The sequence below is a fragment of the Acetobacter sp. AN02 genome (genome assembly GCF_029759835.1).
In the GTDB taxonomy this organism is placed as follows: Bacteria; Pseudomonadota; Alphaproteobacteria; order Acetobacterales; family Acetobacteraceae; genus Acetobacter.
On record NZ_JAJJND010000034.1, the window covers coordinates 1 to 23,753 of the forward strand.

Sequence of the window (23,753 nt, forward strand, 5' to 3'; positions counted from 1 at the left end):
CGTTCACACTGATCGTCGCGTAAACCGTAACGCCGCATCTGTCTGTCTCCCCAAAAACTGGGAAAACAGTCAGCACAGGAAGCCGGAAAGTACAACACTCACGGCACACGAGCAGCCCTTAACTGACGACACGCCGTAGGATTTTCTCGTCTTATACGAAACGACGCAGGCCGAAGCCCTGCTTTTTCTCACCGAGAACAGATGGCTGCGTTGCTACGGCATATCTTGCCATGGCAGTCTGCCAGGCACCGACATCTGCTCCTTCCGGGATTTCTACGGTCGTCACGCCACAGCGCAGAAGAAGATCATACTGGTCCGGCAGGATATGGCCGGTCACCCTGATTTCTCCTTTAAATTTAAGATGTTCGCGCAGGGCTCTGGCCTGAGAAAAGGCCCGTCCATCGCGGAAAATCGGAAATTTAATTGCAACCAGAGAGAGGCGCTCAAGAAACGGACTCAGAATCTCGATCTGGGCATCAGGCGGCAGCTGGACACCAAGTTCCTGATCAGTCTGGCCAATGACCTCCTCCAGACGCGCCAGCGGAACAATAACCGGCGAACTGCCCGTTACTGTCGTTTCTTCATCCGCTGTCTGCCAGCGATCTTCCGTGATCCGGCCGTGCTCAAGCAGGGGCATAGGCAGCTTCCTTAAATGCAGCGGTCCCGACACGTCTGTAGGTGTCGAGGAACCGTTCGCCGGGTTCTCTTTTTACGCAATACAGATCAATCAGACGTGCAACAGCATCAACCGTATCGTCTTCGCTCATGGCCGGACCAAGGATCTGGCCAACGGAGGCATCTGCCTCGGCAGAACCGCCAAGCGTGATCTGATAGGCTTCCTCACCACGTTTGTCGACGCCAAGTATTCCTATATTGGCAGCATGGTGATGTCCGCAGGCATTGATGCAGCCAGAAATATTCAGACGCAGATGACCGATTTCGCGCTGGAGATCAGGGCTGGAGAAACGACTGCTGAGTTTCTGCGCAATCGGAATGGCACGTGCATTTGCAAGAGCGCAGTAATCCAGCCCCGGGCAGGCGACGATATCGGTGATAAAACCAGCATTGGCTGTTGCAAGGTCAGCCGATTTCAGACGCTCCCACAGCGCAAAAAGCTGGTCCTGCCGGACATGAGCTAGGACCACATTCTGCAGATGCGAGATACGCAGCTCGCTGAAGCTGAACTCATCAGCCAGTTCAGCCAGTGTGTCGATCTGTGCGGATGTGGCATCGCCGGGAATACCTCCCGCGGGCTTGAGCGACACGATGACAGAAATATAGCCGGGAATTTTGTGCGTATGCGTATTCGTACTGACCCAGGCATTGAATTCCGCATTCTTTTCCTGATCTGCCTTCAGAATATCTTCCGCACCGGAAAGTGTCTCAAAAACAGGATCTGCAAACCGGCTGCGAATACCTGCGACGATTCCGGGATCAAGATGGTATTTCTTCCGATCCATCATCTCGAATTCAGCATTGACCTTTTCAAGAAAAGCCTTGGCACCAAGCGCCTGCACAAGAATCTTGATACGCGCTTTGTAGAGATTATCCCGGCGACCATATTCATTATAGACGCGCAGGATTGCCTCCAGATAGGCAATCAGATCCTCTTCAGGAAGGTCATCTCTCAGAAGTGTGCCGACTATGGGCGTACGACCCAGACCACCGCCGACCCAGACTTCAAACACGGGCCGTCCGTCCTGACCGGGTTTTGCAAGCAGTCCGATATCGTGGAAGCGTACGGCCGCACGATCATTCGGGCTTCCGGAAATCGCAATCTTGAATTTACGCGGAAGAAACGTGAATTCCGGATGGCGTGTGGACCACTGACGAAGGATTTCGGCGTGAACGCGCGGGTCGAGAAGTTCGTCTGCAGCGGCACCGGCGAACTCATCCGAGGTGATGTTACGGATGCAGTTCCCGCTCGTCTGAAGCGCGTGCATATCCACTTCCGCCAGCAGGGAAAGGATCGCAGGCGTGTCTTCCAGACGTATCCAGTTGAACTGGATATTCTGACGCGTTGTGAAATGGCCGTAGTCACGATCGTATTCCCGGGCGATGCGGGCAAGCGCACGGACCTGGCGGGAGTCGAGGGTGCCATAAGGGACGGCGACGCGCAGCATATAGGCGTGAAGCTGCAGGTACAGGCCGTTCATCAGACGAAGAGGCTTGAATTCGTCTTCCGTCAGGGCTCCGGAAATTCTCCGGTTTACCTGATCGGTGAATTCCGCGATGCGTTCCTGCAGAAAGGTGCGGTCCACTTCATCATAATTGTAGTGACCGACGGGTTGTATCTCAGCCATGACTGACTGCTCCTTCCCGGGATGTCCCGGGGCTGAATTCCGGATGAACCGACGGACCGAAAGCACGGATCTTCTCGCGCGCCGTCAGGGGAACCGTATCGTCCGCGCTGCTGTCGAGCTGCACGCCGTAGATACCGACCAGACCCTCTGCCTGGGTATCATTCCGCAGGCTGCCGAGAAGGGACTCGACTTCGGCGTTGGGCACGCGGGCGGCATCGGAGATACACTCCCGCCAGGCACCGGATGCGTCCCGCCAGACGACAATACCATCAAGAAGCCGATTGGCGGTAATTACACTCTCGCCATCTGCATCACGCCGGTTGCTTCTGATATCCACGGCCAGAATTCGTCCTTCAGATCGTTATCCCCTCACGCAAGGGAATATTCCCGGCGGCGAGGTCAGCCGGGAATATATTCCACGCTCGGAGATAAAACAACATATAAACAGCGTAGAATTTTACGGGATCGTCAGGTCAGCCCGCAGGTGCCTTCAGCAGCAGGTCATCACGGAATACGCGGGCGGCGCTGATATCGAGAGCGGCGCCCTCGATTGTCTCATCCTCCCGCCTTGCCGACAGAATCTCGATGACCCGGCCGCTTTCGCTTCCTGACAACCGGACTTCAAGCCGCGCAAGACCCGAGCGATGGCCCAGAACGCGGGAGGCGGCGCTTCCCTGTCCGGCCAGAAGACGGATTTCCCAGGGGCGCAGAATGGCTTCGGCCTGTCCTTCGGGCACATCGAGCGGGAAGGGGAGGATATTTTCCTCATCAGGCAGGAAAGTCATGGTGCCGTTGATATTCTGGCATTTTCCGGAAAAGCGAATGGTCTCTCCGAGAAAATCCATGACGAAAGAGGTCTGCGGAAAACGTTCCAGCGTGTCCGCATCTCCCGTCTGCACGACGTTTCCATTCTGCATCACAACCAGAATATCGGCCACATCCAGCGCCTCCTCATGGTCATGCGTAACCAGAAGGGAGGTCAGACCGAGCTTGTCGTGCAGGCTGCGGACCCAGGCACGGACGCGCCGGCGGACAACCGGATCCAGTGCACCGAACGGCTCATCGAGGAGCAGGAGGGAGGGTCGCGTTGCAAGGGCGCGGGCCAGTGCGACACGCTGGCGCTGGCCGCCGGATATCTGCCGCGGATAGGCCCCGCCAAGCGCGGGCAGTTCAATCAGCGCCAGCAGCTCTTCCACGCGGGTATTGATGTCTTCTGCTGAGGGGCGCTGGCCGCGCGGCATGACATTGAGACCGAAGGAAATATTTTTAGCGACGGTCATATGACCGAAAAGCGCATAGTTCTGGAACACAAAGCCCACACCGCGCTCCCGCGGGGGGAGTGTGTCGAGGGCGCGACCTCCGACAAGGACATGGCCGGACTGGAACGTATCCAGCCCCGCGATCGCACGCAGGAGCGTGGTTTTTCCCGCACCTGACGGACCTACGAGCGCGACGAACGCGCCTTCAGGGATGCTGAGAGAGACGCCGTTGAGCAGCACCTGCTCCGGTCCGCCGTGGCGCCCGGGAACCCTGCGGGTGAGGGTATCGATCTCCACGCTCATACGGCCTTCGCTCCTGATGTCACGGACGAGGATTCTTTCTGCCCGGATTGTTTTTCCAGAACGCTGCGGGCCGCGACCGTTACCATTGCCATCAGGGCCAGCAGGGTGGCCATGCTGAAGGCTGCGACGGTCTGATAGCCGTTATACAGCGTTTCGATGTGCAGCGGCATGGTTTCGGTCATGCCGGGAATATGTCCTGAGACAACCGAGACGGCACCGAATTCGCCCATGGCCCGCGCTGTTGTCAGAAGGATGCCGGAGAGCAGCGCCCAGCGGGCTTCAGGCAGCGTCACGCGAAAAAGGATCTGCCAGAAACCGGCGCCGAGAAGCATGGCGGCTTCTTCCGAGATGCGTCCCTGCTGCTCCATCAGAGGCAGCAGCGTGCGCGTGACGTAGGGGAACGTGACGAAAAGGGTTGCCAGCAGGATTCCCGGAGCGGCAAACGCGACCGGAAAGCCCAGACGCAGCATGATATCGCCCCACCAGCCCTGCGCCCCGAACAGCAGCAGCCAGACCAGACCGGCAACCACGGGGGAAATACTGATCGGGAGTTCGATCAGTGTGATCAGCGCGGACCGGCCCGTAAAGCGGTAACGCGACAGAGCCCAGGCGGCCATGACGCCGCAGAACGTGTTGATAATCACGGACAGGATTGTCATGACCACCGTCAGCCTGATCGCCTGAAGTGCGTCAGGATCGGAAAAACTGGCGAGAGATGCGGAGATTCCGTCGCGCAGGGCTTCCGTAAATATCAGCACGAGCGGCAGGATGAGCATCACGAGGATGATCCCCCATGTCAGGCCGGACAGTACCCACACGGACAGACGGGATGAGGATCTGCTCATGCCGCATTCTCCTCACCCGTCATGCGGGCAAGCCTGCGCCTGAGCACGGCAACGGCGCCAAGGCAGAGGAATGAAGTCAGAAGCAGGATCAGCGCGACGGAGGTGGCTCCGGCATAGTCAAATTCCTGCAGACGCACGACGACCAGAAGCGGGGCGATCTCACTGACCCAGGGGCGATTGCCTGCGATGAAGATGACGGAGCCGTATTCGCCGATTCCGCGCGCGAATGCGAGGCCGAAACCCGTCACGACGGCCGGGAGAAGCGGCGGCAGGACGATTTTCGTGACGATCTGCGACGGGCTGGCACCCAGAAGGGTTGCGGCCTCCTCGGCATCTCCCGGTAAGTTGCGCAGAACAGGCTCCACGCTGCGGATGATGAAAGGCAGTCCGACGAACATCAGAGCCAGAACGATCCCGGCCTTGGTATAGGCAATACGCAGACCGGCAAGGGTGAATATCTGCCCAAGCCAGCCATGAGGGCCATAGAGTGTCGCGAGAGTGATACCGGTCACGGCCGTCGGGATGGCGAAGGGAAGATCGATCAGCGCATCCGCGATACGGCAGCCGGGAAAGCGGGTCCGGGCAAGGGACCATGCGATGACGACGCCGAGCGGTATATTCAGCAGAGCGGCGGCGGCGGCGCAGAAAAACGTCGTTCTGAGGGAGGCGAGGGTACGACCGTCCGTGAGTGCGGCAAGCATGGCCCCGCCGCCATCATGCCACGGCCTGAGCGCAAGCGCGGTCAGTGGCAGAATGACGAGCAGACCGACCCACAGGACCGTCACCCCAAAAGACAGGCCAAAGCCCGGCAGCGGATCGCCCCGTCGTATCCGGCCGAAAACGGCAGAAATCATGAGCTGCTGATCTGATCGAAGATGCCCCCGGCAGCAAAGTGCCGGGCGTGAACGGTTTTCCATCCTCCGAGGGAGGCGATGTCAAACGTCGTGATTTTAGGGAAACGATCCTCATATTTCGCGGCAATGGCCGGGTCAGCCGGGCGGAAATAATGACGCGCTCCGGTATTCTGACCTTCAGCCGAGAAAAGATAGCTGATGTAATCCGTCGCGAGAGGACGCGTTCCGCGGCCGTCCACCGTACGATCCACCAGGGCCACAGGGGGCTCCGCAAGGATGCTGACGGAAGGCACGACGATATCAAACTGATCCGGCCCCAGATCATGTGCGGCAAGAAGGGCTTCATTTTCCCAGGCGAGCAGCACGTCCCCCAGACCTCTCTGCACGAAACTGTTGGTCGCCCCGCGCGCACCCGTATCGAGCACAGGAACATGGGCAAACAGTTTCTTCAGATAGGCCTTTGCGGAGGCCTCCGAGCCATCCTTGCGGTGCAGTGCCCATCCCCAGGCCGCGAGATAATTCCACCGTGCGCCGCCGGAAGTTTTCGGATTGGGCGTGATGACCTTCACATCGTCGCGGATCAGATCACCCCAGTCATGAATTCCCCGCGGATTTCCCTTGCGGACGAGGAACACGATAGTACTTCTGTATGGTGTGGAATTATAGGGAAACTGCTTCTGCCAGTCGGATTTTAAAAGCCCGGATGCGGCCAGCATATCGATGTCACGGGCAAGGCCAAGAGAGACGATATCGGCCGGAACGCCCTCCAGAACGGCGCGGGCCTGAGCACCGGAGCCGCCGTTCGAGGTTTTTACGACAATCCTCCGGTCATTACGGGCCTTTTCCCATGACTCGGAAAAATTACTGTTGACTTCAGCATAAAGCTCGCGCGTCGGATCGTAGGAAACGTTCAGAAGCGTGGTGGCCGCACGGGCCGGACGGCTGCAGAACAGTCCTGCTCCGGCCACAAGAAGGGCTCCGCCCGCGAGAAGACTCCTGCGGGAAAGCTGAGTGTCTGAACGTCCCTGATCCGTCATCGGGGGAAATCTCCGGAACAACGATGTGTTATCGTTATTAATCCCCCGGACTATAGCGTATATCCCACCCGGCGCAATATACTTATTTTGCGCGTTATTAATAATTAACCGTCAGATCTATTCCGCAGCTGCCAGAGGAAAATGGCAGGCCACAAGCCGCCCGCCCTCCAGCGGACGCAGTTCCGGTCGCTCCTTACTGCAGCGCTCCTGCACGACCGGGCAACGTGTATGAAAACGGCATCCCGGAGGGGGCGAAACCGGGCTTGGCACATCGCCTTTCAGCAGCGGAAGCGGCTGCCGTCCCGTGACAGGGCGCGGGACGGATGCAAGAAGTGCCGCAGTGTAGGGATGTGCCGGGGCGTGCATCACCTGATCGGTTTCCCCGAGTTCCACGACGGCCCCGAGATACATCACCGTCACTCGGGTCGATATCTGCCGGACGACGGCAAGATCGTGCGCAATGAACACATAGGTCAGGCCAAGGCGTTCACGCAGATCGGAAAAGAGATTGACGATCTGGGCCTGAACCGAGACATCAAGGGCCGAAACAGGCTCATCCGCCACCACCAGTCGCGGGGAGAGAGCCAGCGCACGTGCGATATTGATCCGCTGCCTCTGTCCGCCGGAAAATTCGTGCGGATATCTGCTCAGTGCCGAGGCCGGCAGACTCACCAGCTCCATCAGTTCCGTCAGCCGCTCCCTGATTTCAGCCGCGCTGCGCCTTGCTCCATCCGGACGACGATGCACGAGCAGAGGTTCGGCAATCAGGTCTCCGATCCTGCGTCTGGGGTTGAGAGAAGCGTAGGAATCCTGGAAGACCATCTGCATTCCGGTTCGCAGCGGACGCATGGCCCGCTCGCTCAGCCGCGTGATGTCCTGGCCATCGAAAGCGATGCTGCCTGAATTGATATCCGTCAGCCGCAGAAGCGAACGCCCGAGTGTGGATTTCCCGCATCCGGATTCTCCGACAAGACCCAGCACTTCCCCGGGCATGACCTGGATGGAGACATCATCAAGAGCACGCAGCTTCCGGCCTCCGGAGAGACTGTAGGTCTTCTTCAGATTGCGGGCATCAAGCAGGGGCGTATTCACAGGACTGTCTCCCCGGAGAGGCAGCCAGGCTGCGGCAGAACACAGGCCACTTTCCGTTCTCCCTTAACCACAAGTGGCGGAGGCACATTGCACGCGTCCTGCGTGAAGCTGCAGCGTGGCGCGAAGGCGCAGCCGGGTGGCCTGGAAGCGGGTGAGGGGGGCTGTCCCGGAATTGCGGGCAGCCGGGCCGGGCGCGGGCCGTCAAGAGGCGGAATGGAAGCCAGCAGTCCGGTGGTGTAGGGATGGAGTGGCTGCCTGAACATATCCTCAACCGGCCCGCTCTCTGCGAGCCTGCCGGAATAGAGCACCATCACACGATCACAGGTTTCGGCAACAACTCCCATATCGTGGGTGATGAGCATGACGGAAGATCCGTATTCCTTCCGCAGGGAACGCAGAAGGTCGAGAATCTGCGCCTGAACGGTGACATCAAGTGCCGTTGTCGGTTCATCGGCAATCAGAAGCGCCGGATTACAGGACAGGGCCATGGCTGTCATGGCGCGCTGCCTCAGCCCGCCGGACAGCTGATGAGGGTAACGATCAGCCGTGCGTTCAGGGTCCGGAACTCCCATATCCCCGAGCAGTTTTATGGTGCACGCCCGGGCTTCCCTGCGGCTGACGCGTTTATGTGCGCGTATCTGTTCGTCGATCTGCCAGCCTATGGTCAGGACGGGGGTGAAAGCCGTCATCGGATCCTGGAAAATCATGGCGATCCGGCGTCCGCGAATATGCCGCATACTGCGCTCTGGCAGGCCGATCAGTTCCTGGCCGTCAAATCTGGCTGAACCCGTGATCTGCATCCCCGGCGAGTCCAGAAGTCCCATCAGGGCCATGACCGTCACGCTTTTGCCCGATCCCGACTCTCCCACCAGCCCGAGGATTTCCCGGGGCATGACGGAAAAAGACAGATTCTCGACAATCGGGATCAGGCGACCGGCTGAGGTGAAGCTCACACTCAGGTTCCGGACCTCAAGAAGCAGCTGATCAGCGTCCATCACGTATTCTCGGATCCAGAGCCACATAGACGATATCGACAACTGCGTTGGCGAGAACGACGAAGACGGCGGAATACATCACGCTTGCCATGATCAGCGGGAGATCCAGCCCGGCCAGCGCCTGATAGGTCAGGCGCCCGACCCCCTGAAGCCCGAACACAACCTCCGTCAGCAGCGCGCCGCCACCGAGGAGCTGTGCAAAATCAAGACCGAACAGCGAGATGAAGGTAATCATGGAGGTCCGCAGCCCGTGCCGGATCAGCACACGCCAGGGAGAAAGCCCCTTGGCACGGGCCGTACGCATGAAATCCTCTCCGGATACGGCCACCAGATCAGCGCGCAGAACCCGGCCGTAGATACCGACGAACATGACCGCGAGTACAATCCAGGGAATGACCAGGGCCTTGAACCATGCCCAGGGGTGTTCCGTGAGCGGGACATATCCCGGTCCAGGCACCCATGAAAACATCCATGTGTCGTGATACCGGGCCTGCGTAACGAGATTTGCCACCTCCCCGAGCCAGAATACCGGTATGGAGATTCCGACAAGACCGGCCATCATCAGTCCCCGGTCGATCCAGGTTCCGCGCCAGCGTGCGGCCATGGTGCCGGTGGCGACCGAGGCCAGTACCCAGATGACGGCCGCACCGCAGACGAGAGACAGGGTGACGGGTGCGGCCTGGATGATCTCCGGCACGACGAGCTGCCCGCGATTTGTATAGGAGGCGAGATCGCGGGTGATGAAGAGCTTCTTCATCATCGTGGCGTACTGAACCGGCAGGGAACGGTCGAAGCCGTATTCGTGTCTCACGCGCTCCATGGTCTGAGGGGAGGCGTTCTTCCCTGCGATCCGCGCCGTGGGATCCGCGCCCGGTGTGGCAAAAAATACAGCGAAGATCAGGACAGAAATCCCTATCAGGACGATCAGCGTCTGCCCCAGTCGCCTGAAAAGCGCCGTTACCATCAGCCGGACCTCCGGCTGGTCTCGCGCACGTCCAGCGCATCCCGCAACCCGTCTCCGAGTATGTTGAGCGCAAGCACGGTAATGACGATCATCAGCCCCGGTGCGACCGCAACCATCGGGCGGGTGTAGATCAGCCCTTCTCCGTCCTGGATGATCGTGCCCCAGGATGCCGCAGGGGCCTGCACGCCGATGGAGAGGAAGGACAGGGAGGATTCCGCAAGCAGGGAAAGCGCCGTCAGCAGCGGAGCCAGAACCACCAGTGTCGGCAGGACGTTCGGCAGTATGTCCTTCACCAGAATACGACGCCGCGGCACGCCGAGACTGCGGGCTGCAATTACAAATTCCGCGCTGCGAAGCGTCATGACGCGCCCGCGCACCGGACGCGCTGCATAGGGCACATAGACCAGAGCGATGATGAATACCGGGATCATCAGATTATCGCTGGCGATGGTGAAAGGGCCGATTTTCAGCCCCTGCGTGATTGTTACGATCGAAAGGGAGATTGCAAACAGATAGACCGGCACCGCCCACATGATGTCCATAAGGCGGGACAGAACCGCATCGGTGATCCCGCCGAAAAAGCCTGCCGCAATGCCTATGCACGAGGCCATGAGAATGCACAGCGTTGCGGCACCGAATGCAATGATCAGGGAATTCCTGCCACCGTAAAGCAGACGCGCTGCCACGTCGCGCCCCTGGCTGTCCGCACCGAGAAGGAAGGACTGCGGATGCCACGTCGGGCCGATGGGCGAAAGACCGAGATGCAGCGGATTATCATTGGGCTGCATGATGTCGGTTTCCTGCCCGTTCACCAGAACGGTTCCGGCGACATTCGACGTAAACGGATCGGTCTTTGCAATATGACGGGCATAGATCGGCGCGAGCGCACACAGAAGAGCCAGAGCGAGCAGCACGGCCAGTGCAATCATGGCGGACCGGTTATATCGCAGGGCGCGTATGGCCTGGCCCCACGGGCCGGAGGAAAACATTATTCGGCTCTCCTCATCTGATCTGAAATCTTGAAAAAACAACCTGATAGACCGGCGCGCTCACATCGCCTTTTACCCGGGCAGACAGGGGCATAACCCAGCGCACCTGCACCAGCGGGACAGTCGGCACCTGCGCCATAAAACGCCGGTCTGCCTCAGCCCACAGCCTGTCTCCTGCATTACGGTCCGTGACCGAAAGGTCGGCGGCCCGATCCATCAGCCTGTCTGTATCCGGATCGCAATATCCGGATATATTGATGGAGTTATCTGAGTGAGGGTGGAACATGTCGCAGGCAAGAAGTGTCCTGAGATAGCTGGATGCGGCAGGATAATCCGCATTCCAGCCGGTCAGGCTGATCTGAACACGGTTATCACTGTTCTGGATATAGCCGAACTGCACAGCCTGAACCATCGAGCGGACAGAGGCATCATAGCCAAGTTCAGCAAGAGTGCTGCGCAGCTCATTTGCCATAGCCATATATTCGGGCTGCTGCGCTGTGATGACCGTCACCTTCTGCCCGGCAGTCCCGCTTTCACGCACAAGCTGCTTGGCTTTTTCCATATCCGGCGCCTCCCACCGGAGTGCGGGATGCTGCGGGTCCGCACCTCGGGTCCAGTAACAGACAGGCTCGAAGCCGGGCGAGCCTTCGGGCAGCATCTGGCATGAAGGCGCAGCAACAGCAGGGCCGCCGTTATGGATGACCATGGCATGCCGGTTTACGGCATAATTCAGTGCCTCACGCACCTTCAGGCTGTTGAACGGAGGAATATTTACATTCAGCGCAGCGTAATACAGGTTCAGGAAATCCACGATATGGACGCGATCCGCAAAGCGGCTGCCCAGTTCCGCCAGGCGGTCCAGCGGAATATTTTCCGCCATCCAGTCATATTGCCCGTTTTCAATGGCTGTAACGGACGATTCCGGATCTGATCCGAAACGGTATTCAATCCGGTCGGGATAGCCTGCGGGCTGTGCCGCCGCATCCCACTGTCTGAAGTGCGTATTTCGTTCAAGACGCATGGAGGAGGACGGATCATAAGACACGATACGATACGGCCCCGTGCCCGGAGGCGCGGAATTGCCCGTATCGTGCGCCGGGGTGTCCGCAGGGAGGATCACGGCGTGATTGAATGCCAGACGATCAGCAAATTCAGCATCAGGTCTGGTCAGATGGAATGTGACGGTCCATGCCTGATTATCTGCAATTACTCCGTTTTCCAGAGTGCAGTGGTCCGGGTCCTTAAGGCATTCGGCTCCGCCGACGATATTGCTGTAGTAAGGACCGGCCGTCGGACTGTTCACGCGGAAAATCCGCCTCATGGAGGCGACGACATCGTCCGGACTGAGAAGCTTTCCGTTTGAGAAACGGATATTCCGGCGCAGGTGGAATATCCATGTATGTCCGTCGTCCTGAGGTTGCGGGATGCTTTCAGCAAGATCGGCAATGGCATGACGGCTGAGGGGGCCGGGGCCTTTCGTGAAGGTTGTCAGGCCGTCATAGACCACGGCCTCAACCTGATACATCGCCATGAAATAGCTGACCTGTGGGTCCGTCGTTCCCGGGGAACTCTGGGCTGCAAGGTGCAGCGTTCCCCCGGCATGTTCCGCAGGGCGTGCAATCCCCTCGGCCATAGCCGGAGAGAAGAGGCAGAGCAGAACTGCTGACGACAGGAATGAAAAAAGACGGGTCATTCAGCGGGGCAGGGACATCATTGTCTCAAGACGGGTTCTGATCTCATCAGCGGATGCGGAAGAACTGATCAGGCCTGCATAATGTCCCTGCGGATTCATGACAACAATCTGCGGTGACATCTCGAAAGTATAATCCCATTCCGGATCAGGATGCTTCACGATCGGGGCATAAAACTCCTTCGCAACGGCTGCGATATTGGCAGGAGCTCCCGTTCCGGCGACGATTTTTGCCGGAAATCTGAGGGCATACTGGCGCAGACGCTCCGAACTGTCCCTCAGGGGATCCAGGCTGAGGAACATCGGCACTGTTTTCTTCCCGTCCGGATCGATGGTTTTCAGCGCCTTACTCAGAGTATTGAGGGTTTTATCGCAGGCCTGCTCATAGCAGTGCGTGGCTCCGAACAGGACCAGCATCCACCGTCCGCGGAAATCCCTGTCGCTCATGGTGCCATCGGAAGCATCCATCAGACGAAAGCGGCCACCGACCTCGTTCCCATCACTGCCGACAACAGGTCCCATCGTTTCGGAATAGCGAAACGCAAGGTAGCCTCCGGCTGAAGACAGAAAGACGACTGCCAGGATGGTGACAAGAACCCGGATATCTCGCGTTTTCATTCAGTGCGCCTCCGCCCAGTTTGCCCCGATCCCGGTTTCCGCCACGAGCGGAACGCTCATCGTCACGGCTTTTTCCATAATATCCTTCACCAGTTCTGCAGTCTTTCCGGCAGCATCCTGATCAACCTCAAGCAGAAGCTCGTCATGCACCTGCAGCAATATCCGGACAGGCAGATTTTCCCGTTCAAGAGCGGGCGCAAGCCTGACCATTGCCTTTTTGATGATGTCAGCCGCGCCTCCCTGAAGGGGGGCGTTGATGGCCTGACGTTCGGCATAATTCCTGCGAGCCGCGTTCTTTTCCGCAATTCCCGGAACGAAGCACCGCCGCCCGAACGGCGTCAGCACGTAACCATACCGGCGCGCTTCCTCTTTACGCGCTTCCATATAGTCCCTGATCTGAGGATAGCGGGCGAAATAGGCATCGATATAGGATCGGGCTTCACGCTGTGGAATCCCAAGCTGTTTTCCCAGGCCAAATGCCGATATGCCGTAGATAATACCGAAATTGATCGCCTTTGCGCGCCGGCGCACCAGCGGGTCCATCCCCTCGACCGGAATACCGAAGACTTCCGAGGCCGTGCGGGCGTGGATATCCTCGCCTTTCTCAAACGCGTCCCTCAATGCCGGAATATCCGCAACTGTTGCCAGCAGGCGCAGCTCGATCTGAGAGTAATCCGCCGAGATCAGGAGCTTACCGGGTGCTGCAATGAACGCACGGCGGATACGACCGCCCTCTTCCGTCCTGACGGGAATATTCTGGAGATTGGGATCATTTGAGGACAGCCGCCCCGTGGACGTCACGGCCATCTGGAAAGATGTGTGCACCCGGTTTGTGGCGGGGTCCAACTGGCTGATCAGCACATCGGTATAAGTGTTTTTCAGCTTGGCCAGCTGTCGCCATGCGAGCACTTTCTCCGGCAGTTCATGACCCTGATCCGCCAGATCCTGAAGAATACTTTCGTTTGTGCTCCAGGCACCGTTTTTGCTGCGTTTCCCGCCCGGAAGATTCATCTCGTCAAAGAGAATCTCGCCCAGCTGTTTTGGTGAGGCCACATTGAAAGAACGACCTGCAAGAGATTGAATTTCCTTTTCAATAATCTCCATACGGACTGAAAAATCCTGCGACAGATGACGCAGCTCATCAGCGTCCACAGTAATTCCTGCCTGTTCCATATCAGCAAGAACAGCAATCAGCGGGCGCTCAGTCTCCTCATAGACTGCCAGCGATTTATTGACTCTCAGGGCCGGACGCAGGGCATGCCACAGACGGAGTGTGACGTCTGCATCCTCGGCAGCATATTCAGATGCTTTATCAAGAGGAACATTTTGAAATAACAGTCTGTTACGTCCCGTTCCTGTCACATCATCATAGGAAATCGGAGTGTGTCCGAGATGCAGGACGGACAGTTCATCCATACCCTGGCCATGCTCTCCGGCAGACTGGGCATAGGAAATCAGCATCGTATCATCGACGGGGGCAATCGGGGCGGCACCGGCCTTACTGAACACCAGCAGGTCGAACTTGGCGTTCTGAAAGACCTTCAGGACGGAGCTATCCGTCAGCAGCGGCTCCAGGATACGCAGGGCCTCGTCCGTGCTGATCTGCACCGGTACCGGCTGATCCAGTGTGCCCTCATGCAGAAGCGGAACATAGCAGGCCCGCCCGGGTGCCGTAGCGAGTGAGAAACCGACCATTCTCGCACGAAGCGGGTCCAGCCCGTCCGTTTCAGTATCAACGCCGCAGACACCCGCTTTTCGCGCTTCCTCCACCCAGGCCTGGAGAACCTCCGGATCGGTTATGGTCTCATAAGGACCATATCCTGCGTTCTTGATCTCCGCTGCAACAGTATGGACATCAGCAGGAATCCGCGCCTGCGAAGGGGGTTTTGAGGCAGGGCGCGATTGACCCTCACCCAGGCCGAAGCGATGGCGGACGGAGCGGAACCCCATCCGGTCCAGCCATTCTCCCAGAACCTCCTTGTCAGGTTCCCTTACCGTCAGCTCACTGACCGGCACGGGCAGCGGCACATCCGTGCGGAGCGCGACGAGTTCGCGGGAAATACGTGCGGCCTCGGCATGCTCAATCAAGTTATCCCGCCGCCGGGATGCCTTCATGGATGGAGCCGCCTCAAGAACGGCCTCCAGAGTCCCGAATTCATTCACCAGTGCGGAGGCGGTTTTCGGACCGATCCCGGGAACACCCGGCACGTTGTCGGTGGAATCACCCATCAGGGCCTGTACGTCGATCACCTTATCCGGAGTGACGCCGAACCGGGCTTCAACCTCCGCCAGGCCGATAGATTTCTGCTTGATGGGATCGAGCATCTCAACACCACCGCCAAGAAGCTGCATCAGATCCTTGTCTGAGGACACGATCGTGCAGAGCGCGCCTTCTTCAGCGATGTGGCGCGCGTAGGACGCAATCAGATCGTCAGCCTCAAATCCTTCAAGTTCAATACCCTGCACGCCGAAAGCTGCCGTTGCCTCCCTGATCAGCGCAAACTGCGGGATCAGATCTTCCGGCGTCTCAGATCTGTTAGCTTTATATGCAGGATAGATCTCATTGCGGAACGTCACGCGCCCGGCATCAAAAATCACGGCCAGATGGGTTCCGAAATGCTCCCGCATCAGGCGGGTCAGCATATTACAGAAACCGAAAACCGCATTTACCGGCACGCCCTCGGGATTCGACATCGGGGGCAGGGCGTGGAAAGCACGAAAAATAAAGCCGCTCCCGTCCACGAGAACGAGATGCGGCCGACTGGTTTCAGTCATGGAGGCTCAGTGCGCGTCGTGGTGTGAGGCGTTGGGATCGAGCACAAACAGACGTGAACAATACGGGCAGGCGGTCTGCTCTCCGCCGATTTTCAGCCACACTTTCGGATGCCCGAGCGCTCCGAGCCCCCCGTCACAGGCGAGCTTGCGTGACTGGACGATGATGGTTTCCACATGTCCCAGCCGCGGGCGGGGCGTCTGGTTTTCCGGCTGGATCAGCATCTCTGGCACTCCTGAAGGCGGCACCGCCGGAAAGAACCGGTGGCATATAAGTCCGGGGGATGATACGCGTGATTCCCGTGAGTTCAAACCATAAGACAGACAAATCTCCGCGTATCCGCTCTGTGTGGCGCAGGAGGCTGCTGCCGGGGTTGTGTATTGCCCTTGGCTTGGCGGGCTGTGCCCGGGAGCCGGTCGTCCGCGTGCCCCCGCGCTATGCGACCGATGCGCGGCTGGTTCCGCCTGATCTGACCCTGTCGATGTCTGACGGTGCAATCATACCGGTCCGCATCTGGAAACCGGAAGGTGCGCCGCGGGCTGTCATCCTTGCGATTCACGGGTTCAACGACAGTCGCGACGCCTGGGAATTTGCTGCGGATACATTCGCAAACGCCGGGATCGAGATCATCTCGCCTGATGTTCGCGGCTTCGGCGGGACGCAGACGCGGGGCCGATGGGCCGGAGAGGCACGCTTGCTTGCCGATCTGCGGCAGGAAGCGGCTTATGTGAAAATGGTGTCTCCGGGTCTGCCGTTTTTCCTTATGGGAGAAAGCATGGGCGGGGCGCTGCTCATGAGGCTGGTGGCATCTCCGGGCGCGCCGGACACATCGGGAACGATTCTTCTGGCTCCGGCGGCATGGAATCCGGGGGCGGGCGCTGATATTTCCCTTCGCATCCTGGCATCCCTGCGTCCCGGCGGGCTTGTGACGGGCCGGGAACTGCCGGTTCGCGTCCGGGCGAGCGACAGCAAGGAAGCTCTGATCCGCCTGTGGCTGGACCCTCTCACGCTCCGTACGACGCGACTGGATACGCTGCAGGGGCTCGTCTCACTCATGCAGGGGGCGGTTGAGTCCGCCCCGCATGTCAGAGGGCCTGTTCTTCTGATCTATGGCTCGCAGGATCAGCTTATTCCCGAGACAGCGATACTGTCGCTCCTTCGGAAGGCACCCTCCGGCTTACGCTTCGATCTGATACCCGGCGGGCATCATCTGCTTTTGCGTGACAGGGGCAGGGCAAGTGTTGCCGCTGATATCGTGTCATGGATCACCAATCCCGGGAATTTCCTTCCGTCCGGCGGCGATATTGCCGCTGCGGCATGGATTGCCCGCGATCCTGCGAACCAGGGTGTATTCTTTCTGGTGCCTTCACGTCTGGACGGGCTTGCAGCCGGAAGTTCCCTGCGCTAGGGAGACGGACGTGGACCCGTAGCTCAGTTGGATAGAGCGTTGCCCTCCGAAGGCAAAGGTCGAAGGTTCGAATCCTTTCGGGTCCGCCATTTTCCCATGCATACCGATGATGGCAGATATGCGACGCCGCATCCGGCGGCTGTTCGCACCAAAATTATGCCACAAATGGTTTGAATAACTTTCTTGCTGATATATTAACGTTTTGTTTCCCTTACCGGATGTGGCACCCGGGGTCCGGTCAGACTGCAGAAGGACCGTTCCGCCGTGGCTTTCGACGAGATTATAAATCCCGCAGAGCATCCGGATGAGACGCGGAGCAGGCGTCTGCTCCAGGTTGGGATTCCTGTAGCGACCGTCCTGCTGATCCTTCTTACGATTGCCGGTATCGGCTGGTATTCCTATAAAACGACACGTGCCGGTGCGCTGGACCTGACGCGCAAGCTGCTTACGACCGTGCAGCGTTATGTCGTGCAGGATGTGACGACCTACCTGTCTGCCGCGACGGTCGGTGCGGGGTTTGCCCAGGATTTTCTGGGGCATGCATCTCCGAAATATATCAATCCTGCTTTCTATGCTTATGGCGCTTCCATGCTCCGGCTGGTGCCCCAGCTTCAGTCGTTTTATCTGGCTGATGATAATGGCGAGCTGCTTGTTATTGAACGTGATCCCGGCGGGGACGGTATGGAGCGGACGATTGTTCGCGGGGAGCCGGGGCAGCGCGTCTTTCATCATGATTTCTATAACGCTGCTGGTAAGCTGATCCGTTCGAGCGATGAGCCCGGCGGTAATTATGATCCCCGTCACCGGGACTGGTTTCAGAAGGCTGTCGGCAGCAAGGATGTCGTCTGGGGCGAGCCTACGGTTTATGTAAGTAACCGGAAGCTGGTGATCACCAGTTCACTCGGTTTTTCCGGGGAAGACGGGGTCCGGCGTGTTTTTGCGGTCAACACTTCTCTTGATCAGCTCAGTGAATTTCTGAGTAACCTGCACATCAGTGATAATGGTGAGGCGGCGATCATCGATGCGACCGGCCATGTGATTGCGGTGCGCGGCGTTCAGGATCTGATGAAATCCGTGGGGAATGACCCGCAGAAGATGACGCTGGATAAGTTTTCCAACCAGCGTTTTCTGAAGATTTACGATCATTACCGCGTTCAGGGCACCGGAACCTACGGCTTCCAGGATGGAAAGAAGTTCTATCTCGGAATGTCGCAGAACCTTCCGCAGACGAATGGCTGGCTGCTGATGATTTCAGCTCCTGCCGGGGATTTCGCGAGCTTTGTCATCACCGCCGGTCGCCAGAGCATTCTGTTCTCCCTGATCATCGTGGCTCTGGCCTGTGTTCTTGCGGGCCTGCTTGCGGCACAGAGCCGCAAGGCCGAGCGGGCCCGGCGCACCATTGTCAGGATGAATGATCGTATTGAGCAGGAAAAAGGCTCTCTGCGGCATGTTGTGGCAGAACGTGATCTGTTCAGCACGAAATCCGAACCGCTTGTCCTGACGGAAGAGATCGCGCTGATGACGGGTGCGCGCCGTGCGACGGTCTGGCGTCTGGTGCATGACGGAGAGTCCCTGATCTGCGATGACGTCTTCGACAGTCGCGAGGGCACGCATTCCGGCGGTTTTGAACTGACCTCACAGAACTGTGCCGGTTTCTTCAAGCTGATCGAGCCCGGGTCTCAGGCTGACGTGGCCGATGCGCGGGCGGATGAGCGGACGAAAGAGTTCGAGCGTCAGGTCATGCGGGAGCACGGAACGCGGCATCTGTTCGTGCATCCGGTGTATGGCAGCGAGGGTATTTCCGGCGTGATTACGCTTGAGGATGCGCCTCTGGCCGATAAGGTCTTTTACTTTATCGATATCATCTCCGGGATCGTCGCGGCCCGCTTTGCAAATGCTCCGGATATCGACGGCGCATCTCCGCTGCCTGAGCCGTCTGCTCCTTCCGAACCGCCCCGGTTTGATTCGGGAATTTACATAACCGAAAAACACAGCGGGGAGATCAGGAAGAATTTCTATCCTCAGGTGGCTGTCATGGTGATCGCCTTTGCCGATCCGGTGATGGAGGATCCCGAGGCTACTGATGGTCTGGTGGAGCTTATTGATGAGATTGTCCGGGCCGGTCAGGAGATTGCGAAAAAGAACGGGCTTTATTCCGTAAAGCTGGCCGGGCATCGCCTGATCTGTGTTGCCGGGTGCAATCCTGATCCCGAGCCTGACGCCATCATCCGTATAGCCGAAGCGGCTCTGGGCTTCCGTGAAGTCTGTATGCGGGTTCTGGCAAAGGCCAATATCGAGCCTGCTTTTAATATCGGCATTGATCTCGGATCTGCCTTTGGCGGAGAGCTGGGTGACAGTCCTGCCGTGTTCAATCTGTGGGGCGAAACTGTCACACGTGCGGAGCTTATGGCGCATGACGCGCTTGATGTCGGGACGATTGAGGTCAGCGAGCATGTTTATGTGACCCTGCGTGATCACTATCTGTTCCGCAGCCGTGGTTATTTCTATACGCCGCGCGGCGGTGTCAGCCATGTCTATACTCTGGCGGCACGGCGATGAGCACAGGCGAGCAGCCGCCATCCGGTTCCCGGGATGAAGCCGATTCCGATGACCGGGAACTGCTTCATGCGGCCGAGGAAAAGGAGCACGGCGACACTCCCGGTGGCAGGTTTGCCCGTTTCCTCGGGCGTATCGGGCATCAGGTCCGGCATCATCTGTGGTTTTTCCTGGTAACGCTCGGTGCTGGCTGGGGCGTTGTGTCCGAGAGCCTGCGCAGGACGTCCTGGAGGCGTACCGTTCTTTTTGAGTTCGGCTCCACGCTGCGGGAAGTGACGATGGGCGGCCTGTTCAGCACGCTTGTCAGCGGGATGCTGGCGGGTGTGAGCGTCGTTTCCCAGATGATCTACTGGCTTGGTTTTGCCGGTATGGATGAAAAAACCGGCTCGCTTCTTGTGATGATCGATGTGCGCGAGGTTGCCCCGATCCTTGTCGGTATTCTCATGCTTGGCCGCAGCGGGATGCTGACTTTTACGGAGCTGGGACTTCTGACGACCAGCGGGCAGACCCGTGCGCTGATTGCGGACGGCGTTGATCCGCTGCTGCAGATCGTGATGCCGCGCACTCTAGCCTATATGATTGCGGGTCTGACGCTCGGGATACAGTTTTCCCTGGCGTCTCTGGTGACGGGGTATGCAGTCAGCCGGGCATCCGGCGCCGTGAGCAATCCGATCTGGACGTTTCTTTACGATGTCATCACGGCGATGACCCCACATGATTATCTGTTCATTCCGCTGAAGTTTATCGTTGTCGGTTTTCTCGTCGGGCTCGGATGCTGTATCGGCGGTCTGACGGCCAGCAGCAGCGATACGATCTCCACCATGATGCCGCGCGGGTTTTCACGCGGTATGCTGATCGTCATGGCTGTCAGCGTTATTTTCAGTCTGAATCTGTGATGGCCGGTATGATCCTCGGAACGATACCCGGGAGGTGTCTGTGAACACGTATTCCGGTCCGATGCTGGAATTTCTTGAAGCCCGCCCGTCTTTTGAGGACAGCGGTCTGCCTCCCGTGCCGTTCAGTGCGCGCGTGATGCCTGGTGACTGCATCATTGTCGAGTGCAGGGATGCCGAGCGCGCGGCGATGTTCGCGGATATGTGTTCGGGGATGGTTTCCCTTCAGAGCGGTGCGATCCGTTTTATGGGTCTGGACTGGTCCGAACTGCGTTACCGGCAGATGAACGCGCTGCGCGGACGGATCGGGCGGATGGTGGGCACGCAGTGCTGGTCTGACCGGTATGGCGCGCATTATTCCATGATGTTGAAGGTGATTTATCACACGGGCAGATCCATGGAGGAGGTGACGGATGAGGCGATCCGTCTTTCGGAGCGTTTCGGACTTCCGGGACTTCCGGTCAGTCTGCCTTCCCAGATGTCCTCGGCTGACAAGGTCCGGGCGTCCTGCGTCCGGGCTTTCATAGGAAAGCCGCATCTGGTTCTGATTTCTGATCCTCTGGCCAAGGGCGAGGCAGACCTTGCCGCGCCGCTGATCAGCAGCATTGTCGAGGCCATGGACAGGGGGGCGGCTGTTTTGTGGTTTGTCAGAAATCTTTCCGCCCGGACCGATTACAGTCAGGTAAAGACCGGCCTCTGGCATCTGACGGATGAAGGCCTGAGCTCAGGACGGAGCAGCTAATGTTTCAGATCAGACTCCGACAGAAGGGACGCCCGCTGATCCGTCTCCGCTATGCTGATGAGTGGACCGGACTTCTTGTGCTGGTGAGCGTGATCCTGTTCATCGCAGCGGTGATCGAGGCCGGTGTTCTCAGTGACTGGCTTGAACCCCCGGCTCGTCTTCAGGTGACGCTGCCCAAAAGCGGGGTAGGGGGGCTGACCGTCGGTGCGGACGTGCAGCTTCTGGGGGCCCATGCCGGTACGGTCCGTCGTATCCGGCTCAATCCTTCGGGCGAGATGTATGCCGTGGTCGATCTGGATCCGCAGATCGAGCCGTTTATCCGGCGGGACAGCATTGCGGTCATTCGTAAGCAGTTTGTCGTGGCCGGAGCGAGCTATCTTGATCTCACGCGCGGGTCCGGGGAGAAAATGGACTGGAATTACGCGGTGATTTCGGCCGTTCCCGAGACGAGCATCGTGGATACGATCAACAAGACGTTCAAGGACATCCACGACGAGATCATGCCGATGCTGGCCAATGCGCGTGATATTACGGCGCAGATCGATGGTCTGCTCAAGGATATCCGTGCGGGTAAGGGCAGTGTCGGGCAGCTGATGACGAATGATGCCCTGATCCGTCAGGCTGAGGCTACGGTCGTATCTCTCAACGAGGTTGTCTCGAAGCTGAAGCCCGTGGAGGATCAGGTTGGTGGCATTCTGCACAAGGCTGACGGGACGATGGCGAATGTTCAGTCCGTGACGACGGATGTGAAAAAGGCGACGCCTCATCTGCCGGCCATCGCGAAGAGTATGGATCAGAGCATGAACGATCTTCCGGCGCTTCTGGCGCAGGCCCAGACCTCGCTTTACACGCTGCAGAAACTTACGAACCAGCTCAGAAGCCTGTGGATACTGGGAGGCAGCAGCAGCGGGAAGGGAGATCACCGGCGTCTTCCCCCGAGTGAGGTGCGGCCATGATGCGCGGTATCGGACCAGGTTCGCGTGCGGTTCTGCTGCTGTGTGCGATGGCGGCTCCTCTGGCGGGCTGCGGCGGCACGGTGAAAGATCCTGAGCCGAGCGAGGATTCCTGGAATCAGGAAATGGACAGCGGCAGGGATACGCTGCGGCTGGGTCGTTATAAGCTTGCGGAGACGCATTATCTTGAGGCGCTGCGGCTCGGGCGTCTGAGCAATAATGTCATGCGCATTGGGGATGCGGGTTATAATCTGTCGGTGGTTCTGCTTCGTGCAGGACTGCCGGCGGAGGCTCTCGCGACGGCGGAGAAGACGATGCAGGATGTCCTGCTCCGCAACAATTCAGATTATGACACGCGTCCGCTGTCTCTGGTTATGGCCGGTGCCCTGTTCCGTCTGCAGCGTTATGGCGAGGTGATCGACAGAACGCGTCAGGCAGCTTCCGTATCTCCGGCTGATGCGATTGCGCGTCGGGCACTGTTTATCCGGGGGCTGGCGGCTGATCGGGTAGCTCAGTTTTCTCTGCTGAATCAGACGATTGCCTCGTTATCCGCCGACACCCGGAAAGCACCGGATGATGAAACCAGCAAGGCTGATCTGGCAGAACTACAGGCGCTTGCGTCGATAGGCTCTGCCCCTGTGCAGGCTGCGAAATATGCGGCGACCTCTGCAGATCTGCGGAAATCCAATGATGACTTCAAGGGAATGGTCCGTGTTCTGCGGCTTGAGGCCGATGCCGCGCAGGCATCCGGACAGACCGGCTGGGCACAGGCTCTGCGGCAGCAGGCGGAACAGAGCGAGGCAGCCTACAATATGAAGCACGATGTAATTGCTGATGTTGATCTGACGGGGGCCATGTCCGTTTCTGTCCGGTCTGCGGCACGCGCGGCAGATGGTGTGATCTCACAATGATGCGTCTGACGAAACTCCTGCTTGCCGTTCTGTGTCTGACGACACTGTCGGCCTGCGATGACAGCACTGCACCGGATCAGGACGATGCGCATTACGGACTTAAAGTGAAGCATCACGGAGGGTCAAAGCCGCCTAAGTGGTATAAGGCCCCGACGCAGTTCTGATGCTCGGTATTTTTTTGGCATAATATATATTATCGAACTTTGTGTGTTGCCGCAATGAGCCCGCATCGCCTGCCGCTTCCGCACGCATCCATCCCGTCCTGCGTGATTTATTGCCAGTCAGAATATCAATAAAGTCGCAGGTAAAAGCCGCAACACGCTTTTACGTAAACAGTGGTGTGATCCACTCGCTTGCTGCCCGAAACCTGGATGCCCACAATTCCATTACCGCTTCGGCAGACGCTCCACCCGCCGTTATATCCTGAATCATGGTAACCCGCAGATTCAGAACCTACGTCGTGTCGTCAGTTAAGCAGTATGATGATTGAAGCGAACTGCACGGCTGCGAGGAAAGTAGATTTGAGTTTGTCGTAGCGTGTTGCGACAGCGCGGAACTGTTTGAGTTT

The 23,753-nt window shown here is 58.5% G+C and carries 22 protein-coding genes, 1 tRNA gene and 1 pseudogene; 8 read left to right on the top strand and 16 right to left on the bottom strand.

Features of this window, described 5'->3' with window-relative positions; genetic code table 11:
- Positions 1 to 151 precede the first annotated feature (151 nt).
- The 15 genes from LOC54_RS05915 to LOC54_RS05985 form a co-directional block, all read right to left on the bottom strand.
- Positions 152 to 637, bottom strand: a complete 486-nt coding sequence (locus LOC54_RS05915; RefSeq protein WP_279312908.1) for a DUF934 domain-containing protein — start codon at positions 635 to 637, stop codon at positions 152 to 154.
- Positions 624 to 2,303: a nitrite/sulfite reductase gene (locus tag LOC54_RS05920; protein ID WP_279312909.1), complete on the bottom strand. Its 1,680-nt coding sequence runs from the start codon at positions 2,301 to 2,303 to the stop codon at positions 624 to 626. Before LOC54_RS05920 ends, LOC54_RS05915 begins: the two co-directional genes overlap by 14 nt.
- Complete coding sequence (locus LOC54_RS05925) at positions 2,296 to 2,640, bottom strand: DUF2849 domain-containing protein (protein WP_279312910.1); 345 nt, start codon at positions 2,638 to 2,640, stop codon at positions 2,296 to 2,298. Before LOC54_RS05925 ends, LOC54_RS05920 begins: the two co-directional genes overlap by 8 nt.
- A gap of 136 nt (positions 2,641 to 2,776) precedes the next feature.
- Positions 2,777 to 3,865, bottom strand: a complete 1,089-nt coding sequence (locus LOC54_RS05930; RefSeq protein WP_279312911.1) for a sulfate/molybdate ABC transporter ATP-binding protein — start codon at positions 3,863 to 3,865, stop codon at positions 2,777 to 2,779.
- Positions 3,862 to 4,710 (bottom strand): sulfate ABC transporter permease subunit CysW, encoded by an 849-nt coding sequence (gene cysW, locus LOC54_RS05935; RefSeq protein WP_279312912.1) that lies wholly within the window; start codon positions 4,708 to 4,710, stop codon positions 3,862 to 3,864. Before cysW ends, LOC54_RS05930 begins: the two co-directional genes overlap by 4 nt.
- Positions 4,707 to 5,564: a sulfate ABC transporter permease subunit CysT gene (gene cysT, locus LOC54_RS05940; RefSeq protein ID WP_279312913.1), complete on the bottom strand. Its 858-nt coding sequence runs from the start codon at positions 5,562 to 5,564 to the stop codon at positions 4,707 to 4,709. The genes cysW and cysT overlap by 4 nt, the downstream gene beginning before the upstream one ends.
- Entirely contained in the window at positions 5,561 to 6,601 is a 1,041-nt protein-coding gene (locus LOC54_RS05945) for a sulfate ABC transporter substrate-binding protein (protein ID WP_279312914.1), read from the bottom strand. The genes cysT and LOC54_RS05945 overlap by 4 nt, the downstream gene beginning before the upstream one ends.
- 117 nt (positions 6,602 to 6,718) lie before the next feature.
- A complete protein-coding gene (locus LOC54_RS05950; protein WP_279312915.1) occupies positions 6,719 to 7,693 on the bottom strand; it encodes an ABC transporter ATP-binding protein in 975 nt (324 codons plus the stop codon).
- Positions 7,690 to 8,688, bottom strand: coding sequence for an ABC transporter ATP-binding protein (locus tag LOC54_RS05955; RefSeq protein WP_279312916.1), 999 nt, complete (start codon positions 8,686 to 8,688; stop codon positions 7,690 to 7,692). The genes LOC54_RS05950 and LOC54_RS05955 overlap by 4 nt, the downstream gene beginning before the upstream one ends.
- Complete coding sequence (locus LOC54_RS05960; protein WP_279312917.1) at positions 8,678 to 9,652, bottom strand: ABC transporter permease; 975 nt, start codon at positions 9,650 to 9,652, stop codon at positions 8,678 to 8,680. Before LOC54_RS05960 ends, LOC54_RS05955 begins: the two co-directional genes overlap by 11 nt.
- Positions 9,652 to 10,641, bottom strand: coding sequence for an ABC transporter permease (locus LOC54_RS05965; protein ID WP_279312918.1), 990 nt, complete (start codon positions 10,639 to 10,641; stop codon positions 9,652 to 9,654). Before LOC54_RS05965 ends, LOC54_RS05960 begins: the two co-directional genes overlap by 1 nt.
- Positions 10,642 to 10,654: 13 nt before the next feature.
- Positions 10,655 to 12,274: an ABC transporter substrate-binding protein gene (locus LOC54_RS05970; protein WP_408740304.1), complete on the bottom strand. Its 1,620-nt coding sequence runs from the start codon at positions 12,272 to 12,274 to the stop codon at positions 10,655 to 10,657.
- A gap of 60 nt (positions 12,275 to 12,334) precedes the next feature.
- On the bottom strand, positions 12,335 to 12,949 hold the full coding sequence (locus tag LOC54_RS05975; protein WP_279312920.1) for an SCO family protein: 615 nt from the start codon (positions 12,947 to 12,949) through the stop codon (positions 12,335 to 12,337).
- A complete protein-coding gene (polA, locus tag LOC54_RS05980; protein ID WP_279312921.1) occupies positions 12,950 to 15,724 on the bottom strand; it encodes a DNA polymerase I in 2,775 nt (924 codons plus the stop codon).
- A 6-nt stretch (positions 15,725 to 15,730) separates the two neighbouring features.
- On the bottom strand, positions 15,731 to 15,946 hold the full coding sequence (locus LOC54_RS05985) for a zinc-finger domain-containing protein (RefSeq protein ID WP_279312922.1): 216 nt from the start codon (positions 15,944 to 15,946) through the stop codon (positions 15,731 to 15,733).
- A 77-nt stretch (positions 15,947 to 16,023) separates the two neighbouring features.
- Between LOC54_RS05985 and LOC54_RS05990 the strand changes: the two genes are divergently transcribed.
- The 8 genes from LOC54_RS05990 (at position 16,024) to LOC54_RS06025 (ending at position 23,349) form a co-directional block, all read left to right on the top strand.
- The gene (locus LOC54_RS05990) at positions 16,024 to 17,130 is read left to right on the top strand and encodes an alpha/beta hydrolase (protein ID WP_279312923.1); all 1,107 of its coding nucleotides are present in this window, start codon (positions 16,024 to 16,026) and stop codon (positions 17,128 to 17,130) included.
- 12 nt (positions 17,131 to 17,142) lie between these two features.
- Positions 17,143 to 17,219: transfer RNA gene (locus LOC54_RS05995), tRNA-Arg, on the top strand.
- Between the two features lie 175 nt (positions 17,220 to 17,394).
- Positions 17,395 to 19,689 carry a cache domain-containing protein gene (locus LOC54_RS06000; protein WP_279312924.1) on the top strand — a complete coding sequence of 765 codons (2,295 nt, stop codon included), beginning with the start codon at positions 17,395 to 17,397 and terminating at the stop codon, positions 19,687 to 19,689.
- Positions 19,686 to 20,582, top strand: coding sequence for an ABC transporter permease (locus tag LOC54_RS06005; protein WP_279312925.1), 897 nt, complete (start codon positions 19,686 to 19,688; stop codon positions 20,580 to 20,582). The genes LOC54_RS06000 and LOC54_RS06005 overlap by 4 nt, the downstream gene beginning before the upstream one ends.
- 40 nt (positions 20,583 to 20,622) lie before the next feature.
- Positions 20,623 to 21,321 carry an ABC transporter ATP-binding protein gene (locus LOC54_RS06010; protein ID WP_279312926.1) on the top strand — a complete coding sequence of 233 codons (699 nt, stop codon included), beginning with the start codon at positions 20,623 to 20,625 and terminating at the stop codon, positions 21,319 to 21,321.
- Positions 21,321 to 22,277, top strand: a complete 957-nt coding sequence (locus LOC54_RS06015; RefSeq protein ID WP_279312927.1) for an MlaD family protein — start codon at positions 21,321 to 21,323, stop codon at positions 22,275 to 22,277. Before LOC54_RS06010 ends, LOC54_RS06015 begins: the two co-directional genes overlap by 1 nt.
- A complete protein-coding gene (locus LOC54_RS06020; protein ID WP_279312928.1) occupies positions 22,274 to 23,185 on the top strand; it encodes a hypothetical protein in 912 nt (303 codons plus the stop codon). Before LOC54_RS06015 ends, LOC54_RS06020 begins: the two co-directional genes overlap by 4 nt.
- Entirely contained in the window at positions 23,182 to 23,349 is a 168-nt protein-coding gene (locus LOC54_RS06025; RefSeq protein ID WP_279312929.1) for a hypothetical protein, read from the top strand. Before LOC54_RS06020 ends, LOC54_RS06025 begins: the two co-directional genes overlap by 4 nt.
- A 302-nt stretch (positions 23,350 to 23,651) precedes the next feature.
- On the opposite strand, the pseudogene LOC54_RS06030 reads toward LOC54_RS06025, so the two are convergent.
- Positions 23,652 to 23,753: pseudogene (locus LOC54_RS06030) on the bottom strand (IS5/IS1182 family transposase); the annotation flags it as partial.